Annotated in this window: 20 protein-coding genes and 1 riboswitch; all 20 genes read left to right on the forward strand. The window is 30.2% G+C overall.

The window, feature by feature from the left end:
- Positions 1 to 32: 32 nt before the first annotated feature.
- The 20 genes from CP523_RS09580 (at position 33) to guaA (ending at position 21,362) form a co-directional block, all read left to right on the forward strand.
- The gene (locus CP523_RS09580) at positions 33 to 1,172 is read left to right on the forward strand and encodes an acyl-CoA dehydrogenase (RefSeq protein ID WP_066676676.1); all 1,140 of its coding nucleotides are present in this window, start codon (positions 33 to 35) and stop codon (positions 1,170 to 1,172) included.
- Between the two features lie 19 nt (positions 1,173 to 1,191).
- Positions 1,192 to 1,971 carry an electron transfer flavoprotein subunit beta/FixA family protein gene (locus tag CP523_RS09585; protein ID WP_066676678.1) on the forward strand — a complete coding sequence of 260 codons (780 nt, stop codon included), beginning with the start codon at positions 1,192 to 1,194 and terminating at the stop codon, positions 1,969 to 1,971.
- Between the two features lie 21 nt (positions 1,972 to 1,992).
- A complete protein-coding gene (locus CP523_RS09590) occupies positions 1,993 to 3,000 on the forward strand; it encodes an electron transfer flavoprotein subunit alpha/FixB family protein (protein ID WP_066676679.1) in 1,008 nt (335 codons plus the stop codon).
- A 114-nt stretch (positions 3,001 to 3,114) separates the two neighbouring features.
- Positions 3,115 to 3,963: a 3-hydroxybutyryl-CoA dehydrogenase gene (locus tag CP523_RS09595; protein ID WP_066676680.1), complete on the forward strand. Its 849-nt coding sequence runs from the start codon at positions 3,115 to 3,117 to the stop codon at positions 3,961 to 3,963.
- Between the two features lie 120 nt (positions 3,964 to 4,083).
- On the forward strand, positions 4,084 to 4,515 hold the full coding sequence (locus CP523_RS09600; RefSeq protein ID WP_066676681.1) for a C-GCAxxG-C-C family (seleno)protein: 432 nt from the start codon (positions 4,084 to 4,086) through the stop codon (positions 4,513 to 4,515).
- An 89-nt stretch (positions 4,516 to 4,604) separates the two neighbouring features.
- The gene (locus CP523_RS09605; protein WP_066676682.1) at positions 4,605 to 5,549 is read left to right on the forward strand and encodes a DNA-3-methyladenine glycosylase family protein; all 945 of its coding nucleotides are present in this window, start codon (positions 4,605 to 4,607) and stop codon (positions 5,547 to 5,549) included.
- Positions 5,550 to 5,746: 197 nt separating this feature from the next.
- Complete coding sequence (locus tag CP523_RS09610; protein ID WP_066676684.1) at positions 5,747 to 6,703, forward strand: N-acetylglucosamine kinase; 957 nt, start codon at positions 5,747 to 5,749, stop codon at positions 6,701 to 6,703.
- A 285-nt stretch (positions 6,704 to 6,988) separates the two neighbouring features.
- Entirely contained in the window at positions 6,989 to 7,726 is a 738-nt protein-coding gene (locus CP523_RS09615; RefSeq protein WP_066676686.1) for a GntR family transcriptional regulator, read from the forward strand.
- 77 nt (positions 7,727 to 7,803) lie between these two features.
- Positions 7,804 to 8,967 carry an SIS domain-containing protein gene (locus CP523_RS09620; protein WP_066676688.1) on the forward strand — a complete coding sequence of 388 codons (1,164 nt, stop codon included), beginning with the start codon at positions 7,804 to 7,806 and terminating at the stop codon, positions 8,965 to 8,967.
- Between the two features lie 44 nt (positions 8,968 to 9,011).
- Complete coding sequence (gene agaF, locus CP523_RS09625) at positions 9,012 to 9,443, forward strand: PTS galactosamine/N-acetylgalactosamine transporter subunit IIA (protein WP_066676690.1); 432 nt, start codon at positions 9,012 to 9,014, stop codon at positions 9,441 to 9,443.
- A gap of 26 nt (positions 9,444 to 9,469) precedes the next feature.
- On the forward strand, positions 9,470 to 10,327 hold the full coding sequence (locus CP523_RS09630) for a tagatose bisphosphate family class II aldolase (RefSeq protein WP_066676692.1): 858 nt from the start codon (positions 9,470 to 9,472) through the stop codon (positions 10,325 to 10,327).
- Positions 10,328 to 10,351: 24 nt separating this feature from the next.
- Positions 10,352 to 11,689 (forward strand): class II D-tagatose-bisphosphate aldolase, non-catalytic subunit, encoded by a 1,338-nt coding sequence (locus CP523_RS09635; RefSeq protein ID WP_066676694.1) that lies wholly within the window; start codon positions 10,352 to 10,354, stop codon positions 11,687 to 11,689.
- 218 nt (positions 11,690 to 11,907) lie between these two features.
- Positions 11,908 to 13,401: a 4Fe-4S dicluster domain-containing protein gene (locus CP523_RS09640; RefSeq protein WP_066676696.1), complete on the forward strand. Its 1,494-nt coding sequence runs from the start codon at positions 11,908 to 11,910 to the stop codon at positions 13,399 to 13,401.
- 110 nt (positions 13,402 to 13,511) lie between these two features.
- Positions 13,512 to 14,213: a TVP38/TMEM64 family protein gene (locus CP523_RS09645; protein ID WP_162925974.1), complete on the forward strand. Its 702-nt coding sequence runs from the start codon at positions 13,512 to 13,514 to the stop codon at positions 14,211 to 14,213.
- A gap of 315 nt (positions 14,214 to 14,528) precedes the next feature.
- On the forward strand, positions 14,529 to 14,813 hold the full coding sequence (groES, locus tag CP523_RS09650) for a co-chaperone GroES (RefSeq protein WP_066676700.1): 285 nt from the start codon (positions 14,529 to 14,531) through the stop codon (positions 14,811 to 14,813).
- Positions 14,814 to 14,829: 16 nt separating this feature from the next.
- A complete protein-coding gene (gene groL / locus CP523_RS09655) occupies positions 14,830 to 16,455 on the forward strand; it encodes a chaperonin GroEL (protein ID WP_066676702.1) in 1,626 nt (541 codons plus the stop codon).
- A 200-nt stretch (positions 16,456 to 16,655) separates the two neighbouring features.
- Positions 16,656 to 17,048: a type II secretion system protein gene (locus CP523_RS16385; protein WP_227909537.1), complete on the forward strand. Its 393-nt coding sequence runs from the start codon at positions 16,656 to 16,658 to the stop codon at positions 17,046 to 17,048.
- 88 nt (positions 17,049 to 17,136) lie between these two features.
- Positions 17,137 to 17,892, forward strand: coding sequence for a prepilin peptidase (locus tag CP523_RS09665; protein WP_066676704.1), 756 nt, complete (start codon positions 17,137 to 17,139; stop codon positions 17,890 to 17,892).
- Between the two features lie 58 nt (positions 17,893 to 17,950).
- Positions 17,951 to 18,048, forward strand: a riboswitch (purine riboswitch).
- Positions 18,049 to 18,205: 157 nt separating this feature from the next.
- On the forward strand, positions 18,206 to 19,657 hold the full coding sequence (gene guaB, locus CP523_RS09670; RefSeq protein ID WP_066676706.1) for an IMP dehydrogenase: 1,452 nt from the start codon (positions 18,206 to 18,208) through the stop codon (positions 19,655 to 19,657).
- A gap of 172 nt (positions 19,658 to 19,829) precedes the next feature.
- Positions 19,830 to 21,362, forward strand: a complete 1,533-nt coding sequence (gene guaA, locus CP523_RS09675; protein ID WP_120140815.1) for a glutamine-hydrolyzing GMP synthase — start codon at positions 19,830 to 19,832, stop codon at positions 21,360 to 21,362.
- Positions 21,363 to 21,408 lie beyond the last annotated feature (46 nt).

Raw genomic sequence — 21,408 nt, forward strand, 5'->3', positions numbered from 1 at the left:
TAGAAGTGTTTAATACGAGGAGGTATAATTAAATGAATTTCCAATTAACTAGAGAGCAAGAATTAGTAAAACAAATGGTTAGAGAATTTGCATTAAATGAAGTTAAGCCAATTGCTGCAGAAATAGATGAAACAGAAAGATTTCCTATTGAAAATGTAGAGAAAATGGCAAAACTTAAAATGTTAGGAATACCATTTGCTAAAGAATATGGCGGAGCAGGTGGAGATACACTTTCATATATATTAGCTGTTGAAGAGTTATCAAAGGTTTGTGCTACAACAGGAGTTATAGTATCAGCACATACATCACTTTGTGCATCATTAATAGAACAATTTGGTAATAAGGATCAAAAAGAAAAATATTTATCTGATTTAGCAAGTGGTAAAAAACTAGGAGCATTTGGATTAACAGAGCCAGGAGCTGGTACAGATGCAGCTGGGCAACAAACAGTAGCAGTTTTAGAAGGAGATCATTATGTATTAAATGGATCTAAAATATTCATTACTAATGGTGGAGTAGCTGAAACATTTATAGTATTTGCAATGACAGATAAGAGCAAAGGAACAAAAGGAATATCAGCATTCATAGTTGAAAAGGAATTCAAAGGATTTTCAATTGGAAAGAAAGAAGAAAAGCTTGGAATTAGAGCATCTTCAACAACTGAATTAGTAATGGAAAATTGTATAGTGCCAAAAGAAAACTTGGTTGGACAAGAAGGAAAAGGTTTTGGTATTGCAATGAAAACTCTTGATGGTGGAAGAATTGGTATTGCTGCACAAGCTTTAGGTATTGCAGAAGGCGCATTTGCAGAAGCTGTAGCTTATATGAAAGAAAGAAAGCAATTTGGCAGACCTATAGCTGCATTCCAAGGTTTACAATGGATGATAGCAGAAATGGATACCAAAATAGAAGCAGCTAGACATTTAGTATATAAGGCTGCATGTTTAAAGGATGCTAAAAAACCTTATTCAGTAGATGCTGCAAGAGCTAAGCTTTATGCTGCTGAAGTAGCAATGGATGTTACAACTAAAGCAGTTCAAATTTTTGGTGGATATGGTTATACTAAGGAGTATCCAGTAGAAAGAATGATGAGAGATGCTAAGATAACTGAAATATACGAAGGAACTTCTGAAGTTCAAAAGATGGTTATCGCAGGAAGCGCATTAAGATAATAGGGGGAGGACTTATATTATGAATATAGTGGTTTGTTTAAAACAAGTTCCAGATACAACAGCTGTAAAAATTGATCCAAAAACAGGAACACTTATAAGAGATGGGGTTCCTTCAATAATAAATCCAGAGGACAAGCATGCTTTAGAAGCTGCATTAAGAATAAAAGAAACATCAGGAGCTAACGTTACTGTAATAAGTATGGGACCTCCACAAGCTCAATCAGCATTAAGAGAAGCTTTATGTATGGGAGCAGATGAAGCAATACTTATTACTGATAGAGCGTTTGCAGGAGCTGATACCCTTGCAACTTCAAAAGCTTTAGCAGGAGCTTTAAAGAGATTAGAATATGATGTAGTATTTGCGGGAAGACAAGCTATTGATGGAGATACTGCACAAGTAGGACCAGAAATTGCTGAACATTTACACATACCTCAAGTAACTTACGTTCAAGATGTAAAGGTTGAAAATGATGGGTTATTAATAAATAGAGCTTTAGAAGATGGATATGAATTAATAAAAGTTCAAACACCAGTACTTTTAACAGCTATAAAAGAATTAAATGAACCAAGATATATGAATGTTGAATATATCTTCAATACAGCTAATAAAGAAATTAAAATTTGGTCAGCTGATGATATAGAAGTAAATAAAGCTGAATTAGGTCTTAAGGGATCACCTACAAAGGTTAAGAAATCAATGACAAAAGAAACTAAGGGTGCAGGAGAAGTAGTAAAAGAAACTGCTCCAGAAGCTGTAAAATATGTGTTAGGAAAATTAAAGGAAAAACACTACATCTAAGATATATGGGAGGTAAGGAAGATGAATATAGCAGACTACAGAGGCGTTTGGGTATTTGCTGAACAAAGAGGAGGAGAGCTTCAAAAGGTTTCTCTTGAATTGCTTGGTGAAGGTAGAAAGATTGCAGATAAATTAGGAGTTAAATTAACAGCTCTTATTTTAGGAGATAAAGTAAAAGGTTTAGCAGAAACTTTAGGTAGACATGGAGCTGATGAAGTTCTAGTAGCTGAACATGAACTATTAAAAAATTATACAACTGATGGATATACTAAAGTTATTTGTGACTTAGCTAGTGAAAGAAAACCTGGAATATTATTTATAGGTGCTACTTTTATAGGTAGAGATTTAGGACCAAGAGTTGCAGCTAGATTATCAACAGGGTTAACAGCTGACTGTACAGGATTAGATGTAGAAGTTGAAAATGGAGATTTATTAGCTACAAGACCAGCCTTTGGTGGTAACTTAATGGCAACTATTGCATGTCCAGATCATAGACCACAAATGGCTACAGTAAGACCTGGAGTATTCTCAAAACTTGGTGATGAAGCAAGAGATTTTAAAATTGAAGAAGTTGCAGTTAAATTAGAAGAAAAAGATATAAGAACTAAGATAGTAGAAATTATTAAGGAAACTAAGGATATTGTAGATATAAGTGAAGCCAACTTTATCATAGCTGGTGGTAGAGGTGTAGGATCAAAAGAAAACTTTAAATTGCTTGAAGGACTTGCAGAAGTTTTAGGCGGAACAGTAGCAGGATCAAGAGCAGCAGTAGATAATAAGTGGATAGATAAAGATTATCAAGTTGGTCAAACAGGTAAAACAGTAAGACCAAATATTTATATAGCATGTGGTATTTCAGGAGCAATACAACACGTTGCAGGTATGCAAGAGTCAGATATGATTATAGCAATAAATAAAGATGAAACTGCTCCAATTATGAAGGTAGCAGATTATGCTATAGTTGGGGATCTTAATAAAGTAATTCCTGAAATGACTGCTCAATTAAATGCAATGAAAGAAGCAGAGTAAGAATCTAATTAGGTATAAATTATTAATGAAAATAATTAAATAATGTATTTATTTTCATTCATTAGACATATAGGGTATAAAACAATAATGTGAATTTTTAGGAGGTAAGTTGATATGGAAAAGATTTTTGTAATTGGTGCAGGTACTATGGGAGCTGGAATAGTTCAAGCTTTTGCGCAAAAGGGTCATGAAGTTATAGTTAGAGATATAAAGGATGAATTTGTTGAAAGAGGAATAGCAGGAATCAATAAGGGACTTAGCAAAAAAGTTGCTAAAGGAAAAATGACTGAAGAAGATAAGGAAGCTATACTTTCAAGAATTACAGGAACAACTGATATGAAGTTAGCAGAAGACTGTGATTTAGTTATAGAAGCAGCTGTTGAAAATATGCAAATTAAGAAGCAAATATTTGCTGAATTAGATGAAATATGTAAAGAATCAACAATTTTAGCTTCAAATACATCATCATTATCAATAACAGAAGTTGCTTCAGCTACAAAGAGAGCTGACAAGGTTATTGGAATGCATTTCTTTAACCCAGCTCCAGTAATGAAATTAGTTGAGATTATTAGAGGGATGGCAACTTCACAAGAAACTTTTGATACAGTTAAAGAATTATCAGTAGCTATTGGTAAGGAACCAGTAGAAGTAGCAGAAGCTCCAGGATTTGTAGTTAATAGAATACTTATTCCAATGATTAATGAAGCTACTTTTATTCTTGAAGAAGGAATTGCATCAGTTGAAGATATTGATACTGCTATGAAATATGGTGCTAACCACCCAATGGGACCTTTAGCTTTAGGAGATCTTATTGGATTAGATGTTTGCCTAGCTATAATGGATGTTTTATATAATGAAACAGGAGATAATAAATATAGAGCAAGTAGCCTTTTAAGAAAGTATGTTAGAGCTGGATGGTTAGGTAGAAAATCAGGAAAAGGATTCTACGATTATAGTAGATAATAATTTATATAGTATAAAAATAAGAGGTTCTTATTTAAGAATCTCTTATTTTTGTTATAATTTATTAAAGCTAAAGTCTTAATATGATATAATTTTAAAATATAAGATAAGAGGTGAATTATGTTAGTAGAAAAGACTAGAGAGTTATATGATAAAAAGTATGATTTAAATTGTGCAGAGTGTATATTAAAAGCAGCTAATGAATGTTATGACTTAAATTTATCTAATCAAACTATAAAAGCTATGGCAGCCTTTGGGGGAGGGATGGCTATAGAAAGTGTTTGTGGGGGTGCAACTGGAGCTATAGCTGCTATTGGAATAATGTTTACTGAGGAAAGAGGACATAAGAGTCCACATGTAAAAATAATGACTTCAGAATTTATGAATATGTTCAAGGATAATTTAGGAACTTTAAATTGTGATGAGCTAAAATTAAAATACAGAGAAAATGAAGATGATAGATGCCTGTATATGATGTTAGTAGCAGCAAAAACATTAGAGCAAGTGGTAGAAAAATATAAAAATGAATATGAAATAATAAGGTGTAAGTAGTTTTTATATAATTTGCTTATTTTAGTGTGGTATAGTTTGTTTATTTTGTGGGATAATTAATGTATTGACATAATACATGAGGTGAAAATATGGATTTTAAAGAAGCTATTTTTGAAGAAAATAAAGTTATACTAAAAGGAATAAAGAATTTTAATATAAAACAAATTTTAGAATGTGGTCAATGTTTTAGGTGGGACAAAATAACAGATAATAATTATATTATTATAGCTTTTGGGAAGGTTATAGAAGTATATCAAAATAATGACGAAGTGATAATTTTAAATTCAGCTAAAGAAGATTTTGAGAATATATGGATTAAGTATTTTGATTTAGAACGAGATTATGGATATATAAAATCGGAGTTAGCTAAGGATGAAATATTGAGGAAAAGTGTTGAGTTTGGATATGGAATTAGAATATTAAATCAAGATCCATTTGAGATGTTAATAAGTTTTATAATATCTGCTAGAAATAGTATTCCTTCAATTAAAAAAACTGTAAAAAAGATTTGTGAAAAATGGGGAAATAAAGTTATTTATAAGAATGAAGAATACTATACATTTCCTACACCTAAAGAAATTAAAGGTGCAACTTTAGATGAGATACAAACTACAGGTGCTTCTTTTAGAAGTAAATACATAGTAAATACTATAGAAAGAGTTAATGAAGCTATAGAAATAAAAGAAGATATTAAGGTTAATCCAGATAAGTATTTAGATAATCCGGAAATATTAGATTATGATTTAGAATACATAACAAATTTAAGTGATGATGAATGTCATATAGCATTACAAAAATTTATGGGAGTTGGAGCAAAAGTCGCAGATTGTATAATGTTATTTTCAATGGCTAAGCATTCAGCATTTCCAGTAGATGTATGGGTAAAAAGGGCTATGATTCATTTTTATGTTGCCCCGGATGTCTCATTAAATAAAATGAGGATATTTGCAAGAGATAAATTCGGAGCATTGTCAGGTATGGCACAGCAATATTTATTCTATTATGCTAGGGAAAACAAGATAAATATAGATTAGAAAAACAGCTTAATAAGCTGTTTTTTATTTATATAAAGAAATGACTTTTATCTGTAAATATTATGAATTTGTCCCGAAAAACATATACAAATTTATTAATAAATAGTATAGAATATAATGTATAGATAAATATAATTTTTTTTTGAAAAGGTTTTCTAGAATTATAGAATATTTTATGGTAAATTAAGGAGGATTTTATGTATTACTTAGGAATTGATGGTGGGGGAACAAAAACAAGATATATACTTATAAATGACAAGCTAGAAAAAGTTGGTGATTGTGAAAGTGGGACAATTCACATTCATCAAGTTGGAGTTGATGGAATAAAAAAAGAATTAAAAGAAAACATTTCTAAGTTATGTTCTAATATAAATATTGATCCAAAGGATATTTCTTTTGCCTTTGCGGGTGTACCAGGATATGGTGAAAGCTTAGAAGATAAAGTTAAAATCGATAAGGCTATTAATGAGGTTATGGAGTGTCCTTATATGATAGATAATGATGCTGTTAATGGATGGGCAGCTGGAACAGCTTGTAAACCAGGGATTAATATGGTTGCAGGTACAGGAAGTATAGCTTATGGAAGAAATAGTAAAGGAAAGTTAGCTAGATGTGGAGGGTTTGGCCCTGGAATTGGTGATGATGGAAGTGCTTATTGGATTGGCTTAAGGACAATAAATGAATATACAAAACAAAAAGATGGTAGAAAAGAAAAAACTGCTTTAGTGGATGTTTTGGAAAAAGAATATAATATTTCATATGATTATGAAATTGTTGATATAGTATTTAATAGATTGGAGAGAGATAGAACTAAGCTTGCAGGGTTTTCAAAAATATGTTTTTTAGCAGCTGAAAAGGGGTGCCCTGTAGCTGTGAAAATTTTTGAGGATGTAGCGGAGGAATTGTTTAAACATATAAATTCATTGTCTAAAACTTTAGGGTTTGATGGAAAGTTTGTTGTTTCATATACAGGTGGCGTATTTAAGGCTGGTAAGTATGTTTTAGAGCCATTAAAGAAAAGAGTTTTGGAAGCAGGACTTGATTGTATAATACAAGAGCCTGAATTAGATCCTTGGAATGGAGCCGCATTATTAGCGTATAACTTAGCTGGAAATGAAGTTCCTTCAAATATAAAAGAAATTATGTGTGATTAATTTTATATTCCAAAGTCACTTATCTATTTTGAAGGTAAGTGGTTTTTAATATATAAATCTTATTTGATTATGTTAATACTATTTACAATAGTATTTGGTATATTAGGTAAATTAATAGGAATATTATAGATAATTTAGACCTATACTTAGGTAATACTAGGTATAGGTTTTAAATTTGAAAAATATTAACTGGTAATGATGTTATTTCAACTTTCTGTAAAAATTAGTGGAAATTAAATATATTTATGATATAATTGTGGTATAAAACAATGAGGTGGTAGTTAAATGGAATTTATAGATAAGAATTCAAGAACTCCATTGTATTTGCAATTAATGGATATACTTATAGAAAATATCGAAAAAAAATTAGAAGAGCATCAGCAAATTCTTTCGGAAAGAGAAATATGTGAAAGATATGATGTTAGCAGAACAACTGTAAGACAAGCTTTAGATGAACTTGAGAGAGATGGATACATATACAAGATTCATGGTAAAGGTACTTTTGTATCTCCTAAAAGATTGAATCAAGATTTAGTATCGTTTTATTCTTTTACAGAGGAAATGAAAAAGATAGGTAAAGAACCTACTTCAGAGGTTATTGGGTTTGAAATAACGCATTCAGGAGAAAAATTATCACGTAAATTTAAAATTCAAGAAAAGGATCTTGTATATAAAATTACGAGAATAAGAAAAGCAGATAATATTCCAATGATGTATGAGGTAACGTATTTACCATTCGATAGATTCGAGGGGTTATCCAAAAAATATTTAGAAGAGTCTCCTATGTATGAAGTATTGATAAGTAAATTTTCAGCTAAGTTAACATCTGCTGAGGAATACTTTGAACCTATACTTACTAATAAACTAGAGAGTATATATTTAGAAATTGATGAAGGTTCACCGAGTTTGAAAATTGAAAGATTTACTTATGAAAATACTAATCTAATAGAGTACACAGTTGGTGTTGCAAGAGGGGACAAGTTTAAATATAGAGTTCAATTAAACAACAATTTAGTAAAATAATAAAATTAAAAATAAAAATAAAAAAATTTTTAAAACAACTGGTAATGACGACGTTATCAGTTTTGGGAGGTATTTAAATGTTTTTTGGTCTGACAAAAGAGAGATTACAGGAATTAGGATCAACATTTACAGCAACAGAAATTAGACAACAGCCTAAAATGTGGGAAGAAACTTATAAAATAGTAAATGAAAATAAAGAAGAGATAAAAAAATTTTTAAGAAATAACTTGAAATCTAATACAAGAGTTGTATTAACAGGAGCTGGAACTTCAGATTATGTAGGTGATACTATATACCTATATTTAGCTAAAAAGCTTAATTTAAGAGTAGAAGCAATAGCAACAACTGATTTAGTATCAAATCCTCATGAGTTTGTAGAAGAAGATACACCTACTATTCTAGTATCATATGCAAGATCAGGAAATAGTCCAGAAAGTGTTGGTGCATATGATATATTTGCGAAAAACATTAAAGATATATCACAACTGGTAATTACGTGTAATAAAGATGGACAACTTGCTAAGAAGGCTCATGGAAGTGAAAAAAATCTTTGTTTACTTATGCCAGAAGAATCGAATGATAAAAGTTTTGCAATGACAAGTTCATTTAGTTGTATGTTACTTGCATCTTTACTAGTTTTTGATATTGAAAATCTAGAAGAAAATAAAAAGTATGTTGATATAGTGGTAAGTCAAGGAAATTCTATTTTAGATAATAAATGGGAAGAAATAAAAGACTTAGTAGATTTAAATTGTGATAGAGTTGTTTATTTAGGTTCAGGAGCATTAAAAGGGCTATGTCAGGAAATGGCACTTAAAAACCTAGAGTTAACAAGTGGAAAAACAGTAACAGTTTATGAATCAGTATTAGGATTTAGACATGGTCCTAAATCAATAATAAATGATAATACATTAGTAATATTTATGAATTCAATTAATGAATACACAAATCTTTATGATATGGATTTAATAAAAGAAATTCATGGAGATATAGGAAATCATAAATTGGCAGTTATAAGTTATAAGTCTAATGATGAACTAAATAATTTATGTGATAAATACTTAAACATTGACGGAAAAGATGTTCCAGAAATTTATACAGTATTTAATTATATGTTATTTGGACAAATGTTTGGATTATTTAGTTCATTAAATTTAGGAATTTCACCAGATAATCCAAGACCAGATGGAACTGTTAATAGAGTAGTAAAAGGAGTAATTATACATCCATATAATAAATAAAAATCAAAAGAGAATAACTTTATAAAAGGAGGTAATTCTCGATTATGGTAGGCGTAATTGTAACTGGACATGGGAATTTTGCAACTGGGCTTTTAAGCTCATTAAAGCTAATTGCAGGAGAACAAGAACATATAGTTGGAGTTGATTTTACAGCAGATGATAGTACAGAAACACTAGAAGTAAAATTAAAGGATGCTGTAGATAAATTAGGTGAAGAAATAATTGTACTTTCAGATTTAGCTGGTGGTTCACCTTTTAAGGTATCTGTTGTGTTAAGTCAACAGTTAGAGGGAAAGAAGATTAAAGTTGTTTCAGGTATAAATTTAGGAATGTTACTTGAGGTTTCACTGTGTAGAGGAAGTATGAGTCTAGATGAATTAGTAGGTTTCTCTATTGATTCAGGAAAAGATGCAATCAAGTCATTTGAAATTAGGGTAGAAGAAGAAATAGAAACGTATGAATTTGACGGAATTTAAATAATATTAGAATAGGAGAGATAAACATGGGAAATATTTTATCAACAAGAGAAATGTTAAAGAAAGCTCAAAGAGAAGGATATGCTGTACCAGCATTTAATATTCATAATTTAGAAACTCTTCAAGTTGTTGTTGAAACAGCAGCCGAATTAAAATCACCAGTTATACTAGCAGGAACACCTTCAACAATAGTTTATGCCGGTGGTGAGTATATTGTGGCTATGGCAGAAACAGCAGCAAAGGAATATAATATTCCAATAGCTATTCATTTAGATCATTATGAAGAAGTTGATGCAATAAAGCATTATGTTGATTTAGGGTTTAAATCAACTATGATAGATGCTTCACATGAATCTTATGAAAATAATGTTAGAATAGTTAAAGCTGTTGTAGAATATGCTCATAGATTTGATGCTACAGTAGAAGCAGAACTTGGAAGACTTGGTGGACAAGAAGATGATTTAGTAGTAGATGAAAAGGATGCTATGTATACAAATCCAGATCAAGCTAAGGATTTTGTTGATAAAACAGGAATAGATTCATTAGCAGTAGCGATAGGAACAGCTCATGGATTATATAAGGGAGAAGCTAAATTGGATTTTGAAAGATTGAAGGAAATAAGAGCAGTAGTAGAAGTGCCTTTAGTGTTACATGGGGCTTCAGACGTTCCTGATGAACTAGTAAAGAAAGCTATTTCACTTGGGATTTGTAAAGTAAATGTAGCAACTGATTTAAAAATACCATTTTCAGATGCTGTTAAAAAGTACTTTGTTGAAAATCCAAATGCAAATGATCCAAGAAAATATATGACACCTGGTAAAGAAGCCATGAAAAAAATAGTGGAACATAAGATAATGGTATGTGGAAGTAATGGAAAAGCTTAATTTAAGTTTATGAGAGGTGATAGTATGGTACATCCTATTAAGGAGATAGTAACTAAATATAAGCAGGGGGAGAATGTTGGTATTTTCTCAGTATGTTCTTCAAATAAATATGTTATAGAAGCTGCAATGGATAGATTGAGAAATATGGAAATGTATTTGCTAGTAGAATCTACAGCTAATCAAGTAGATCAATTTGGTGGCTATACAGGAATGAAACCTAAAGATTTTGTTAAATATATTCATAATTTAGCTGAAAAAAATAATTTTCCAATAGATAGGATTATTTTAGGTGGAGATCATTTAGGTCCGTTAACGTGGACTAAAATTGAACCAAGAGAAGCTATGGATAATGCTAAAACTCTAATTAGAGAATATGTTCTAGCAGGATTTACTAAAATTCATATAGATACAAGTATGCCTCTTAGAGGAGATATTGAAAAAGGGATTTTTGATGATTATTTAATAGCTAACAGAGCATCTGTGTTATGTAAAGTAGCTGAGGAAGCATATTTAGAATTATTAGAAAAAGAAGAAAATGCAATACATCCTGTATATGTAATAGGTAGCGAAGTTCCTATTCCAGGAGGGGCTCAAGGTGAAGAAGAGGATGAAGGTGAAATATCAGTAACTAAAGTTGAAAGCTTTGTAAATACTATAGATACATTTAAAAATGCTTTTGAGAATTTTGGAGTTGGAGAAGCGTGGAAATATGTTATTGGAGTTGTTGTGCAACCCGGAGTAGAATTTGGAAGTGATCATGTGTGGGGATATAATAGAGAAGCGGCACAGAGATTGACAGAAGCTATACAAGAACACTCACAATTAGTATTTGAAGCACATTCAACTGATTATCAGACCCCTAAAGCTTTAAAGGAAATGGTTGAGGATGGATATATTATATTAAAGGTGGGACCAGCATTAACTTTTGGATTTAGAGAAGGAGTTTTTGCTTTAAATTCTATAGAGAATGAATTGTTTAAGTACAATCCAGATATAGACCTATCTAATTTTCAAGAAATACTTGAATTTAGTATGGTAAAGGAGCCGAAAGATTGGGAAAATCATTATTTAGGAACTAGTGAAAAAATAAAAATTGATAGGAAGTACAGTTTATCAGATAGATGTAGATACTATATGCCTAAAGAAGATGTTAATTTTGCTTTAGAAAAATTATTAAAGAATTTAAATGGTGTTCAAATTCCAATAACATTAGTAAGTCAATTTATGCATAATCAATATAAAAAAGTGAGAAATGGTGAGTTGGAACTTAATGCACAAAGTTTATTAAAAGATAGAATAGGTGAATATATAGATGATTATATATTTGCAACTGAAGAATCAAAAGTATTACAAAACGCATAAATTATATTAAGTTTGTAAATTTATAAACCCCTAAAAGCTTTTAGTCTCTAGGGGTTTATTTTTATGTTAATAGATAGATAAACTAAAGAATAATAATAGGATTTTATAAGTATTATTTATATAGAAAATAATTAAAAGTTAAAATTATAAACAAAATGTGAATTAATATTGATATAATATTATTGGGAAATTTTATGTTGGGAAGGGAGATTTTGTATATGGTTCAATTCGAAACTCAATTGAAAAAGCTTAAGCACGAGGTTCTAACAGAAATAGCCAAGCTTGCAAAAGATGATAGAGTTACTCCAGAGGAAATAGAAAAAATTCCTTATGAAGTAATTAAGGGGGATAAGGCTCTTTATAGATGTTGTGTATATAAAGAAAGAGCTATTGTATTAGAACGAGCTAAACTAGCAGCAGGATTTTTAGCAAATGGGGATAATATGGTTGAAGAATTTATAGACATAAAGGAAGATGATCAAATAATCTATGTCATTGAAGCAGCTTGTGATAGGTGTCCAATTAATAAATATAGTGTAACAGACTCTTGTAGAAATTGTTTAGCTCATAAATGTAAAGAAGCATGTAATTTTGGAGCAATATCTTATGTTGCGGGAAGGGCTTATATAAATCAGGAAATATGTAAAGAGTGTGGAATGTGCAAAAAAGCATGTCCTTATGATGCTATAGCAGAGGTTATGAGACCGTGTAAAAAAGTTTGTCCTACAGCTGCTATTGAAATAAGTCCAGAGGATAGACGTGCAGTTATAAAGGAAGAAAACTGTGTTAATTGTGGTGCTTGTATGTCAGCATGCCCGTTTGGGGCTATATCAGATAAAAGTCTAATAGTACCTGTTGCTAGAAATTTAGCTAAAGGAGAAAAAATATATGCAATAGTTGCGCCAGCTATAACTGGTCAGTTTGGTATGAAAATTACTTATGGACAAGTTAAGAATGCAATAAAGAAATTAGGATTTATAGATATGATAGAAGCTGCTTGTGGAGCTGATGCAGTAACAGTTCATGAAAGTAATGAATTCATGACAAGGATGGATGAGGGTGATAGCTATATGACAAATTCCTGTTGTCCAGGATTTTTAAGTTATATTGAAAAGAAATTTCCCTCAGAAGCAGGAAAAATATCAGGTACAGTATCACCTATGATTGCAACTGGAAGATATATTAAACATATGGATGCTGAAGCTACTGTGGTTTTTATTGGGCCTTGTACTGCTAAGAAAAGTGAAGCTGTAAGAAAATTGGTAAAGGATGCAGTAGATTATGTATTAACATTTGAAGAATTATTAGCATTGTTTGATGCTTTTGAAATAGACTTAGAAAAATGTGACGATGAGGTAGTAGATGACGCTTCCATATATGGAAGAGGATTTGGAGCTCATGGTGGACTAACAGCATCAATTCAAAATTATTTAAGGGGAAAAGGGTTAGAAGTAGACTTTAAACCAGTAAAAATTTCAGGTGGAACAGAAATTAAAAAAACTATGACTATGGCTAAAATAGGAAAGCTTCAAGGGAATTTTATTGAGGGAATGATTTGTGAAGGTGGGTGTATAAATGGAGCAGGAACTATTGTTACATCTATGAAGGCAAAGGCTGCGTTTAATAAGATTAATTCACAATCAACTAAAAAAGCAGTATTAGATAACGAAAAATTAGAAGAGTATAATAATATTAATTTAGAAAGGAAATAATATTGTTATAACTTTATAAATGATTAGTAATGGTATAATTTAGAATGGGCATATTTTACTTACAAAAATATCATTGCTAATCATCAATATATAAGTAGATGGGGTGTTTTATGGAAAAAATAAAGATATTCTTACATAAAAATAAATACAAAATTATAGGTTCAATTTTATTAATAATTTTATTGATATGTTTTTATGAGTATTACGCTAAATATTCTATGCTTTTTAGAAATCCAGAGAATATAAAAAAATTAATATTAAGTTATGGTAAGTATTCATTTATAGCATATATAGCTTTACAATTTTTACAAATAGTTGTATTTTTTATACCAGGAGAATTAGTACAAATAGCTGGTGGATATATATTTGGAGCTTGGGAAGGATTCTTGTTATCCTTCATAGGAATTTTAATAGGAAGTGTGTTTAGTTTTCTGTTAGCAAGGTTACTAGGAAAAAGTTATGTTGAAAAAATAGTGTTTAAAGAAGATAAGTGGCTATTTAAAAAAATAGAAGAAATAAAAAGAGATAAGAAAAAGTTTAAAGAACTTGTATTTATAATGTATTTAATTCCTGGAATACCAAAGGATATTTTAGGGTACATATGTGGAGTAACAACTTTGACATTAAAGGAGTTTACAATTATATCTATGCTAGGTAGAGCGCCTGCTCTATTTATATCTTGTTTTTTTGGGAACAAAATGTCAGTAGATAATATAGGTATGTTAATATTAATAGCTATAATAGTAGGTGTTATATTTATAGTTAGTATTATAAAAGGTAAGAAATTCATTTCAAATTATGGAAAAAAATAATTAGGTAAAGCAAAGGATATATTTTTCAAAAAATATCCTTTGCTTTATTAATATTATTATTTTAAGTTTATTCTATTAGAATAGATAGTTTTTTATTATGTAATAGAGAATCATTGTAAGAAATTAGGTGAGAGATTAAGAGAAGATAAAATAATTAATTATAACTGGTAATATTTGATGTATATAAGGGAATAATATATGAAGTAAAGTTTGATAAAAATTTTATGAAATATTATTATAATTTTATTAGCACTTGGGGAGAATGAGTGCTAAAATATAAATAAGAAGTAATTAATATAATTAGGAGGGGTTTTTATGAAGATTAAGCCACTTGCAGACAGAGTAGTAATTAAAAAATTAGAAGCAGAAGAAACTACAAAGAGTGGAATTGTTTTAACTGGGACAGCAAAGGAGAGACCACAAGAGGCAGAAGTAGTAGCAGTAGGACCAGGAGCAATTGTAGATGGAAAAAGAATTGAAATGGAAGTTAAGATAGGAGATAAAGTACTTTACTCAAAGTATGCAGGATCAGAAGTGAAAGTTTCAGGAGAAGAGTACACTATCTTAAAGCAAGAAGATATATTAGCAATAGTTAAATAGGGAAGGAGAGATTTATATGGCAAAGATACTTAAATTTGGAGAGGAAGCTAGAAGATCAATGCAAATAGGTGTTGATAAATTAGCAGATACAGTTAAGGTTACTTTAGGACCAAAAGGAAGAAATGTTGTATTAGATAAAAAATTTGGAGCACCACTTATAACAAATGATGGTGTTTCTATAGCAAGAGAAATAGAATTAGAAGATCCATATGAAAATATGGGAGCACAGTTAGTGAAGGAAGTTGCAACAAAAACTAATGATGTTGCAGGGGATGGTACTACCACAGCTACACTTTTAGCTCAAGCTATAATAAGAGAAGGATTAAAAAATGTAACAGCTGGAGCAAATCCTATGCTAATTAGAAATGGTATAAGAATGGCTGTTAATACTGCAGTAGAAGAAATTAAAAATATTTCTAAGCCAGTTGAAGGTAAAGAAGATATTGCTAGGGTTGCAGCTATATCAGCAGCAGATGAAGAAATCGGTAAATTAATAGCTGACGCTATGGAAAAAGTAGGGAATGAAGGCGTTATTACAGTAGAAGAATCTAAATCAATGGGAACAGAATTAGAAGTTGTAGAAGGTATGCAATTTGATAGAGGATATGTATCACCTTATATGGTTACAGATACAGAAAAAATGGAAGCTGTATTAGATAATCCTTTAATTTTAATAACTGATAAAAAAATAAGTAACATACAAGAAATATTACCTATATTAGAACAAATAGTTCAAGCAGGTAAAAAGCTTCTTATTATAGCAGAAGATATAGAGGGAGAAGCTATGGCTACATTAGTAGTTAATAAATTAAGAGGAACATTTACATGTGTTGCAGTAAAGGCACCAGGATTTGGAGATAGAAGAAAGGAAATGCTTCAAGATATAGCTATATTAACTGGTGGAACAGTTATAGCTGAAGAGTTAGGTGTTGAATTAAAAGAAGTAACTATTGATATGTTAGGTCAATGTGAAAGTGTTAAGATCACAAAAGAAAATACTACAATAGTTAATGGAAGAGGTAACTCTGAAGCTATTAAGGATAGAGTTCATCAAATAAAAGTTCAAATAGAAGAATCAACTTCAGAATTTGATAAAGAAAAATTAACAGAAAGATTGGCTAAATTAGCTGGTGGTGTTGCTGTAGTTAAGGTTGGTGCAGCTACAGAAACAGAACTTAAGGAAAGAAAGCTAAGAATAGAAGATGCTTTAGCAGCTACTAAAGCAGCAGTTGAAGAAGGTATAGTTCCAGGTGGTGGAACAGCTTATGTAAATGTAATAAATAAAATAGCAGAACTTAAGTCAGATGTTTCAGATACACAAGTTGGTATAAATATTATATTAAGAGCTTTAGAAGAGCCAATGAGACAAATAGCAGCTAATGCAGGAGTAGAAGGATCTGTTATTATAGAAAAAATTAAAAATAGTGAAGCTTTAGTTGGTTATGATGCACTTAATGGAACGTATATAAATATGATTAAAGCTGGTATAGTAGATCCTACTAAGGTTACTAGATCTGCACTTCAAAATGCAGCATCAGTAGCATCTACATTCTTAACTACTGAAGCGGCTGTAGTTGAAATACCTCAAAAAGAAACTCCAATGCCAGGAGCACCAGGAATGGGTATGGATGGAATGTATTAATAAAATTTTAAAAAAAGATTTGCAATTTGCAAATCTTTTTTTATTTAATCAATTAGTAAGAAAAGTTATAATATTTAGGAGCATATTGAAAATAGATAAAAATAAAAACAATTTGTAAACAAAAAGACTTTAGTGTATAAAGTTAGGAAAAAGAGTTAATATTTTAGAAGAACTTATTGAAAGGAGTTGATATTATTAAGTTGGATAATAAAAAAAATAAAAAGAAAAAAGGATTTACTTTAGTAGAAATGATAGCTGTTATGGGAATAATAGCTATATTAGCAACTATTTTAGTGCCTAAAGTAACAGGCTATATTAAAGAGGCAAGAAAAACAGAAGTAATTGATCAAGCAAGAAAAGTAGTGTTAGCAGTAGAATCTATAAACATAAAATTATCTAATAGCTTGACAAAAGATAATACTGTAAGTGATGTAATAAGTAAATCGGGAGAATTGTTAAAGGAAGATGATGTTACTAAATTAGGAGAAAGTACTACAGTTGAATTATGCTACAAAATAATTGAAACAGATAAATTTAATATTCTTCTACAGGACGACAATACTTTTAAAAATGTAGAACCAATAGATAAATAAATGGATATAATCAAAGAATTAAATATAATTTCTTAAGAAAAATCTCCTTTTAATTAAGGAGATTTTTTATTGAGATTGGAGGTTTTAGGTGGATATATTTTTTATAGGGCTAATTGGGTTATGCATAGGTAGTTTTTTAAATATTTGTATATATAGAATTATAAGAGAAGAGTCTATAGTTTTTCCGGCAACACATTGCATTACATGTGGATATGAAATTAATTGGTATGATTTAATTCATGTATTTAGTTATGCTATTTTAGGTGGAAATTGTAGGGTTTGTTCTAATAAAATTTCTCTTAAATATCTAGTGATACAGGTACTTAATGCAATTTTATATTTAATAATATTTTTTAATTATGGATATAGTTTAGAATTTTTAAAGTGTTGCGTACTAGCTTCACTTTTAATAGTAATTGGTTTCATAGATTATGAAACTAAATATGTATATAACTCTACTATAATGTTTGGAATTGCTATAGGTATTGTGTTTTTAATAATTCAAAGTAGTTTAAAACATGGTTTGTTGTGGGATAATATTAATGGAGCTTTAATTGGCTTTAGTATTATTTATTTAATAGTTATTATAACTAAAAGTATGGGTGAAGGAGATATTTGGATAGCAACTTTATGTGGTTTATTTTTAGGAGTTAAAGGAGTTTTAGTTACAATAATAATTTCTATAGTAATTGGTGGAATTACTGGGATTTTTATTATAACCTTTAAATTAAAGTCTAAAAAATCTAAAATAGCGTTTGGACCATATTTAGCTATGGGAGCTATAGTTTCGAGTATAATGTGTAATGAAATTATAAATTGGTATATTGAGTTTTTAATGCAATAATTATTGCAAATGCCTTGACAAGTATACCCCCTAGCTATATAATAATTTTAAATTAAAAATAGTTGCACATTTTATTACTCGTATATCCCCTGAATATGGCAGGGAGTATCTACCGGAAACCTTAAATTTCCGACTATGAGTGAATTTGATATATCTATAAGTATACTTATTTGTGTATTTTGTTAGGCATATTAACTTCACTTAGAAGATTAATGTGCTTTTTTTATACTTAAAATTAATAAAAATGTGAAATTTTACTTTCAAATGATAAAAAAATGAAGGAAAGTTTTCAAATATGGGGAGGAATAAACACATGGCAAAAATAATTAAAACTGCTTATACATTTGATGACGTATTATTGGTACCAAATAAATCAGAGGTATTACCAAACCAAGTAAGCTTAAAGACTAAATTAACAAAGAAGATAACTTTAAATATACCTTTAATGAGTGCAAGTATGGATACGGTAACTGAATCTAAAATGGCAATAGCTATGGCAAGAGAAGGTGGAATCGGAATAGTACATAAAAATATGACAATAGAAGAGCAAGCAAAGGAAGTTGATAGAGTCAAAAGACAAGAAAATGGAGTAATTACAGATCCAATATTCTTAGCTGAAGATCATACTGTAAGAGAAGCTTTAGCTCTAATGGCTCAATATAGAATATCAGGTGTTCCTGTAACAAGAGGAAGTAAATTAGTAGGAATAATTACAAATAGAGATATAGTATTCGAAACAAACTATGATAAGGCTGTTTCAGAAGTTATGACAAAAAGTCCTTTAATAACTTCAGGAGAAGGAACTACATTAGAAGAAGCTCTTGAGATACTAAAAAAGCATAAAATTGAAAAGTTACCTTTAGTTGATGAAGAAAATAATTTAAAGGGACTTATTACAATTAAAGATATAGAAAAAGCAAAGGCATATCCAAATGCTGCTAAGGATGAAAAGGGTAGATTATTATGTGGTGCATCAGTTGGAATAACTAAAGATATGATGGAAAGAGTTGATGCTTTAGTAAAAGTTAATGTTGATGTTATTACATTAGATACAGCTCATGGACATTCAAAAGGTGTTATAGATGCAGTTAAAGCTATAAAAGCTAAACATCCAGAACTTCAAATAATAGCAGGAAATATTGCTACAGCAGAAGCTACAAGAGATTTAATAGAAGCTGGTGCTGATTGTGTTAAAGTTGGAATAGGACCAGGATCAATTTGTACAACAAGAGTTGTTGCAGGAGTTGGAGTTCCTCAATTAACAGCAGTTATGGATTGTGCTGAAGAAGGTAGAAAATATGGAATACCAGTAATAGCTGATGGTGGACTTAAATATTCAGGAGATATAGTTAAAGCATTAGCTGGAGGAGCGGCTGTAGCTATGATGGGATCAATATTTGCAGGTTGTGATGAAGCACCAGGAGCTGTTGAGATTTATCAAGGAAGAAGCTATAAAGTTTACAGAGGAATGGGATCACTTGCAGCTATGGAAAAAGGTTCAAGTGATAGATATTTCCAAAATGGAACAAAGAAATTTGTGCCAGAAGGTGTGGAAGGAAGAGTTGCATATAAAGGATATGTTACTGATACTATATATCAATTGCTTGGTGGAATAAGATCAGGAATGGGATATTTAGGAGCAGCTACTTTAGAAGATTTATATGAAACAGCACAGTTTGTTGTTCAAACATCTTCTGGAATTAGAGAATCACATCCACATGATATAAATATTACTAAGGAAGCACCAAACTATAGTGTAAAGTAGACTTTAAGTTATATTTAAATAAATTTTAAGGAGAACTTTTTAGTAAAATTATTAAAAAGTCTCTTTAAAAAAATTACTAAATTAAATTTAACGAATAAAAAAATAAAAAATCAATTGAATTTTCGTTAAAATTAATAGATAATATAATTAATAACAAAGCTGGAGGAATCTCATGAAAAAAGAATTAGTTTTAGTCGTTGACTTTGGTGGTCAATATAATCAATTGATAGCAAGAAGAGTAAGAGAATGTGGAGTTTATTGTGAAATAATCCCTTATACATATACTATAGAAAAAATAAAAGCAAAAAATCCAAAAGGAATAATATTTACTGGAGGTCCTAATAGTGTTTATGGTGAAAATACACCAAAGGTAGCTGATGGAATATTTGATTTAGGAATTCCTGTATTAGGAATTTGTTATGGAGATCAGCTTATGGCACATATGTTAGGTGGTAATGTTGATACAGCTCCAGTTAGAGAATATGGAAAAACTAATGTTAACTTAGATAACACTTCAAGATTATTTGAAGGAATAGAAAAAGAAGAAATATGTTGGATGAGTCATACTGACTATGTTAAAGAAGCACCAGCTGGATTTAGAATTATAGGTTATACAGAAGTATGTCCGATAGCAGCAATGGAAAATGAAGATAGAAAACTTTACGGAGTTCAATTCCATCCAGAAGTTGAACATACTCCATTTGGACAAAAAATGCTTTCAAATTTCTTACATAACATATGTGGTTTAGGAAATAATTGGACTATGGCTTCATTTGCAGAAGATAAGATAAATGAAATAAAGCAATTAGTTGGAGATAAAAAGGTACTTTGTGCTTTATCAGGTGGAGTTGATTCATCAGTTGCTGCAATGTTAGTACATAAGGCTATAGGACATAATTTAACTTGTATATTTGTAGATCACGGTCTTTTAAGAAAAGATGAAGGTGATACAGTAGAAAGAGTATTCAAAAAAGAATTTGATATGAATATCATAAGAGTTAATGCAGCAGATAGATTCCTTGGAAAATTAAAAGGAGTTTCAGATCCAGAAACTAAAAGAAAGATAATCGGAGAAGAATTTATAAGAGTATTCGAAGAAGAAGCAAATAAATTAGGAGCAATTGATTATTTAGTTCAAGGAACAATATATCCTGACATAGTTGAAAGTGGAACAGATACTTCAGCAACAATAAAGTCTCACCATAATGTTGGAGGACTTCCAGAAGATATGCAATTTGATCTTATAGAACCTTTAAGAGAATTATTTAAAGATGAAGTAAGAGCAGTTGGCGAGGAACTTGGAATACCTCATAAATTAGTATGGAGACAGCCATTTCCAGGACCAGGATTAGCAATTAGAGTTCTTGGAGAAATTACAGAGGAGAAATTAGAAATAGTTAGAGAAGCAGACGCTATATTTAGAGAAGAAATAGCAAATGCAGAATTAGATGAAAGCATATGGCAATATTTTGCTTGTTTACCTAATATAAAGTCAGTAGGAGTTATGGGAGATGAAAGAACATATTCACATACTGTAGCCCTGAGAGCAGTTACTTCAAGTGATGCCATGACTTCAGAATGGGCAAGATTACCATATGAATTAATAGATCTTGTATCCCGTAGAATAGTAAATGAAGTTAAAGGTGTTAATAGAATTGTTTATGATGTAACAAGTAAACCACCAGCAACTATTGAGTGGGAATAAAACTAAGAAATCCATAAAATTAATCCATATAGGTAGTTATGATTGT

Source organism: Clostridium septicum (assembly GCF_003606265.1).
In the GTDB taxonomy this organism is placed as follows: domain Bacteria; phylum Bacillota; class Clostridia; order Clostridiales; family Clostridiaceae; genus Clostridium; species Clostridium septicum.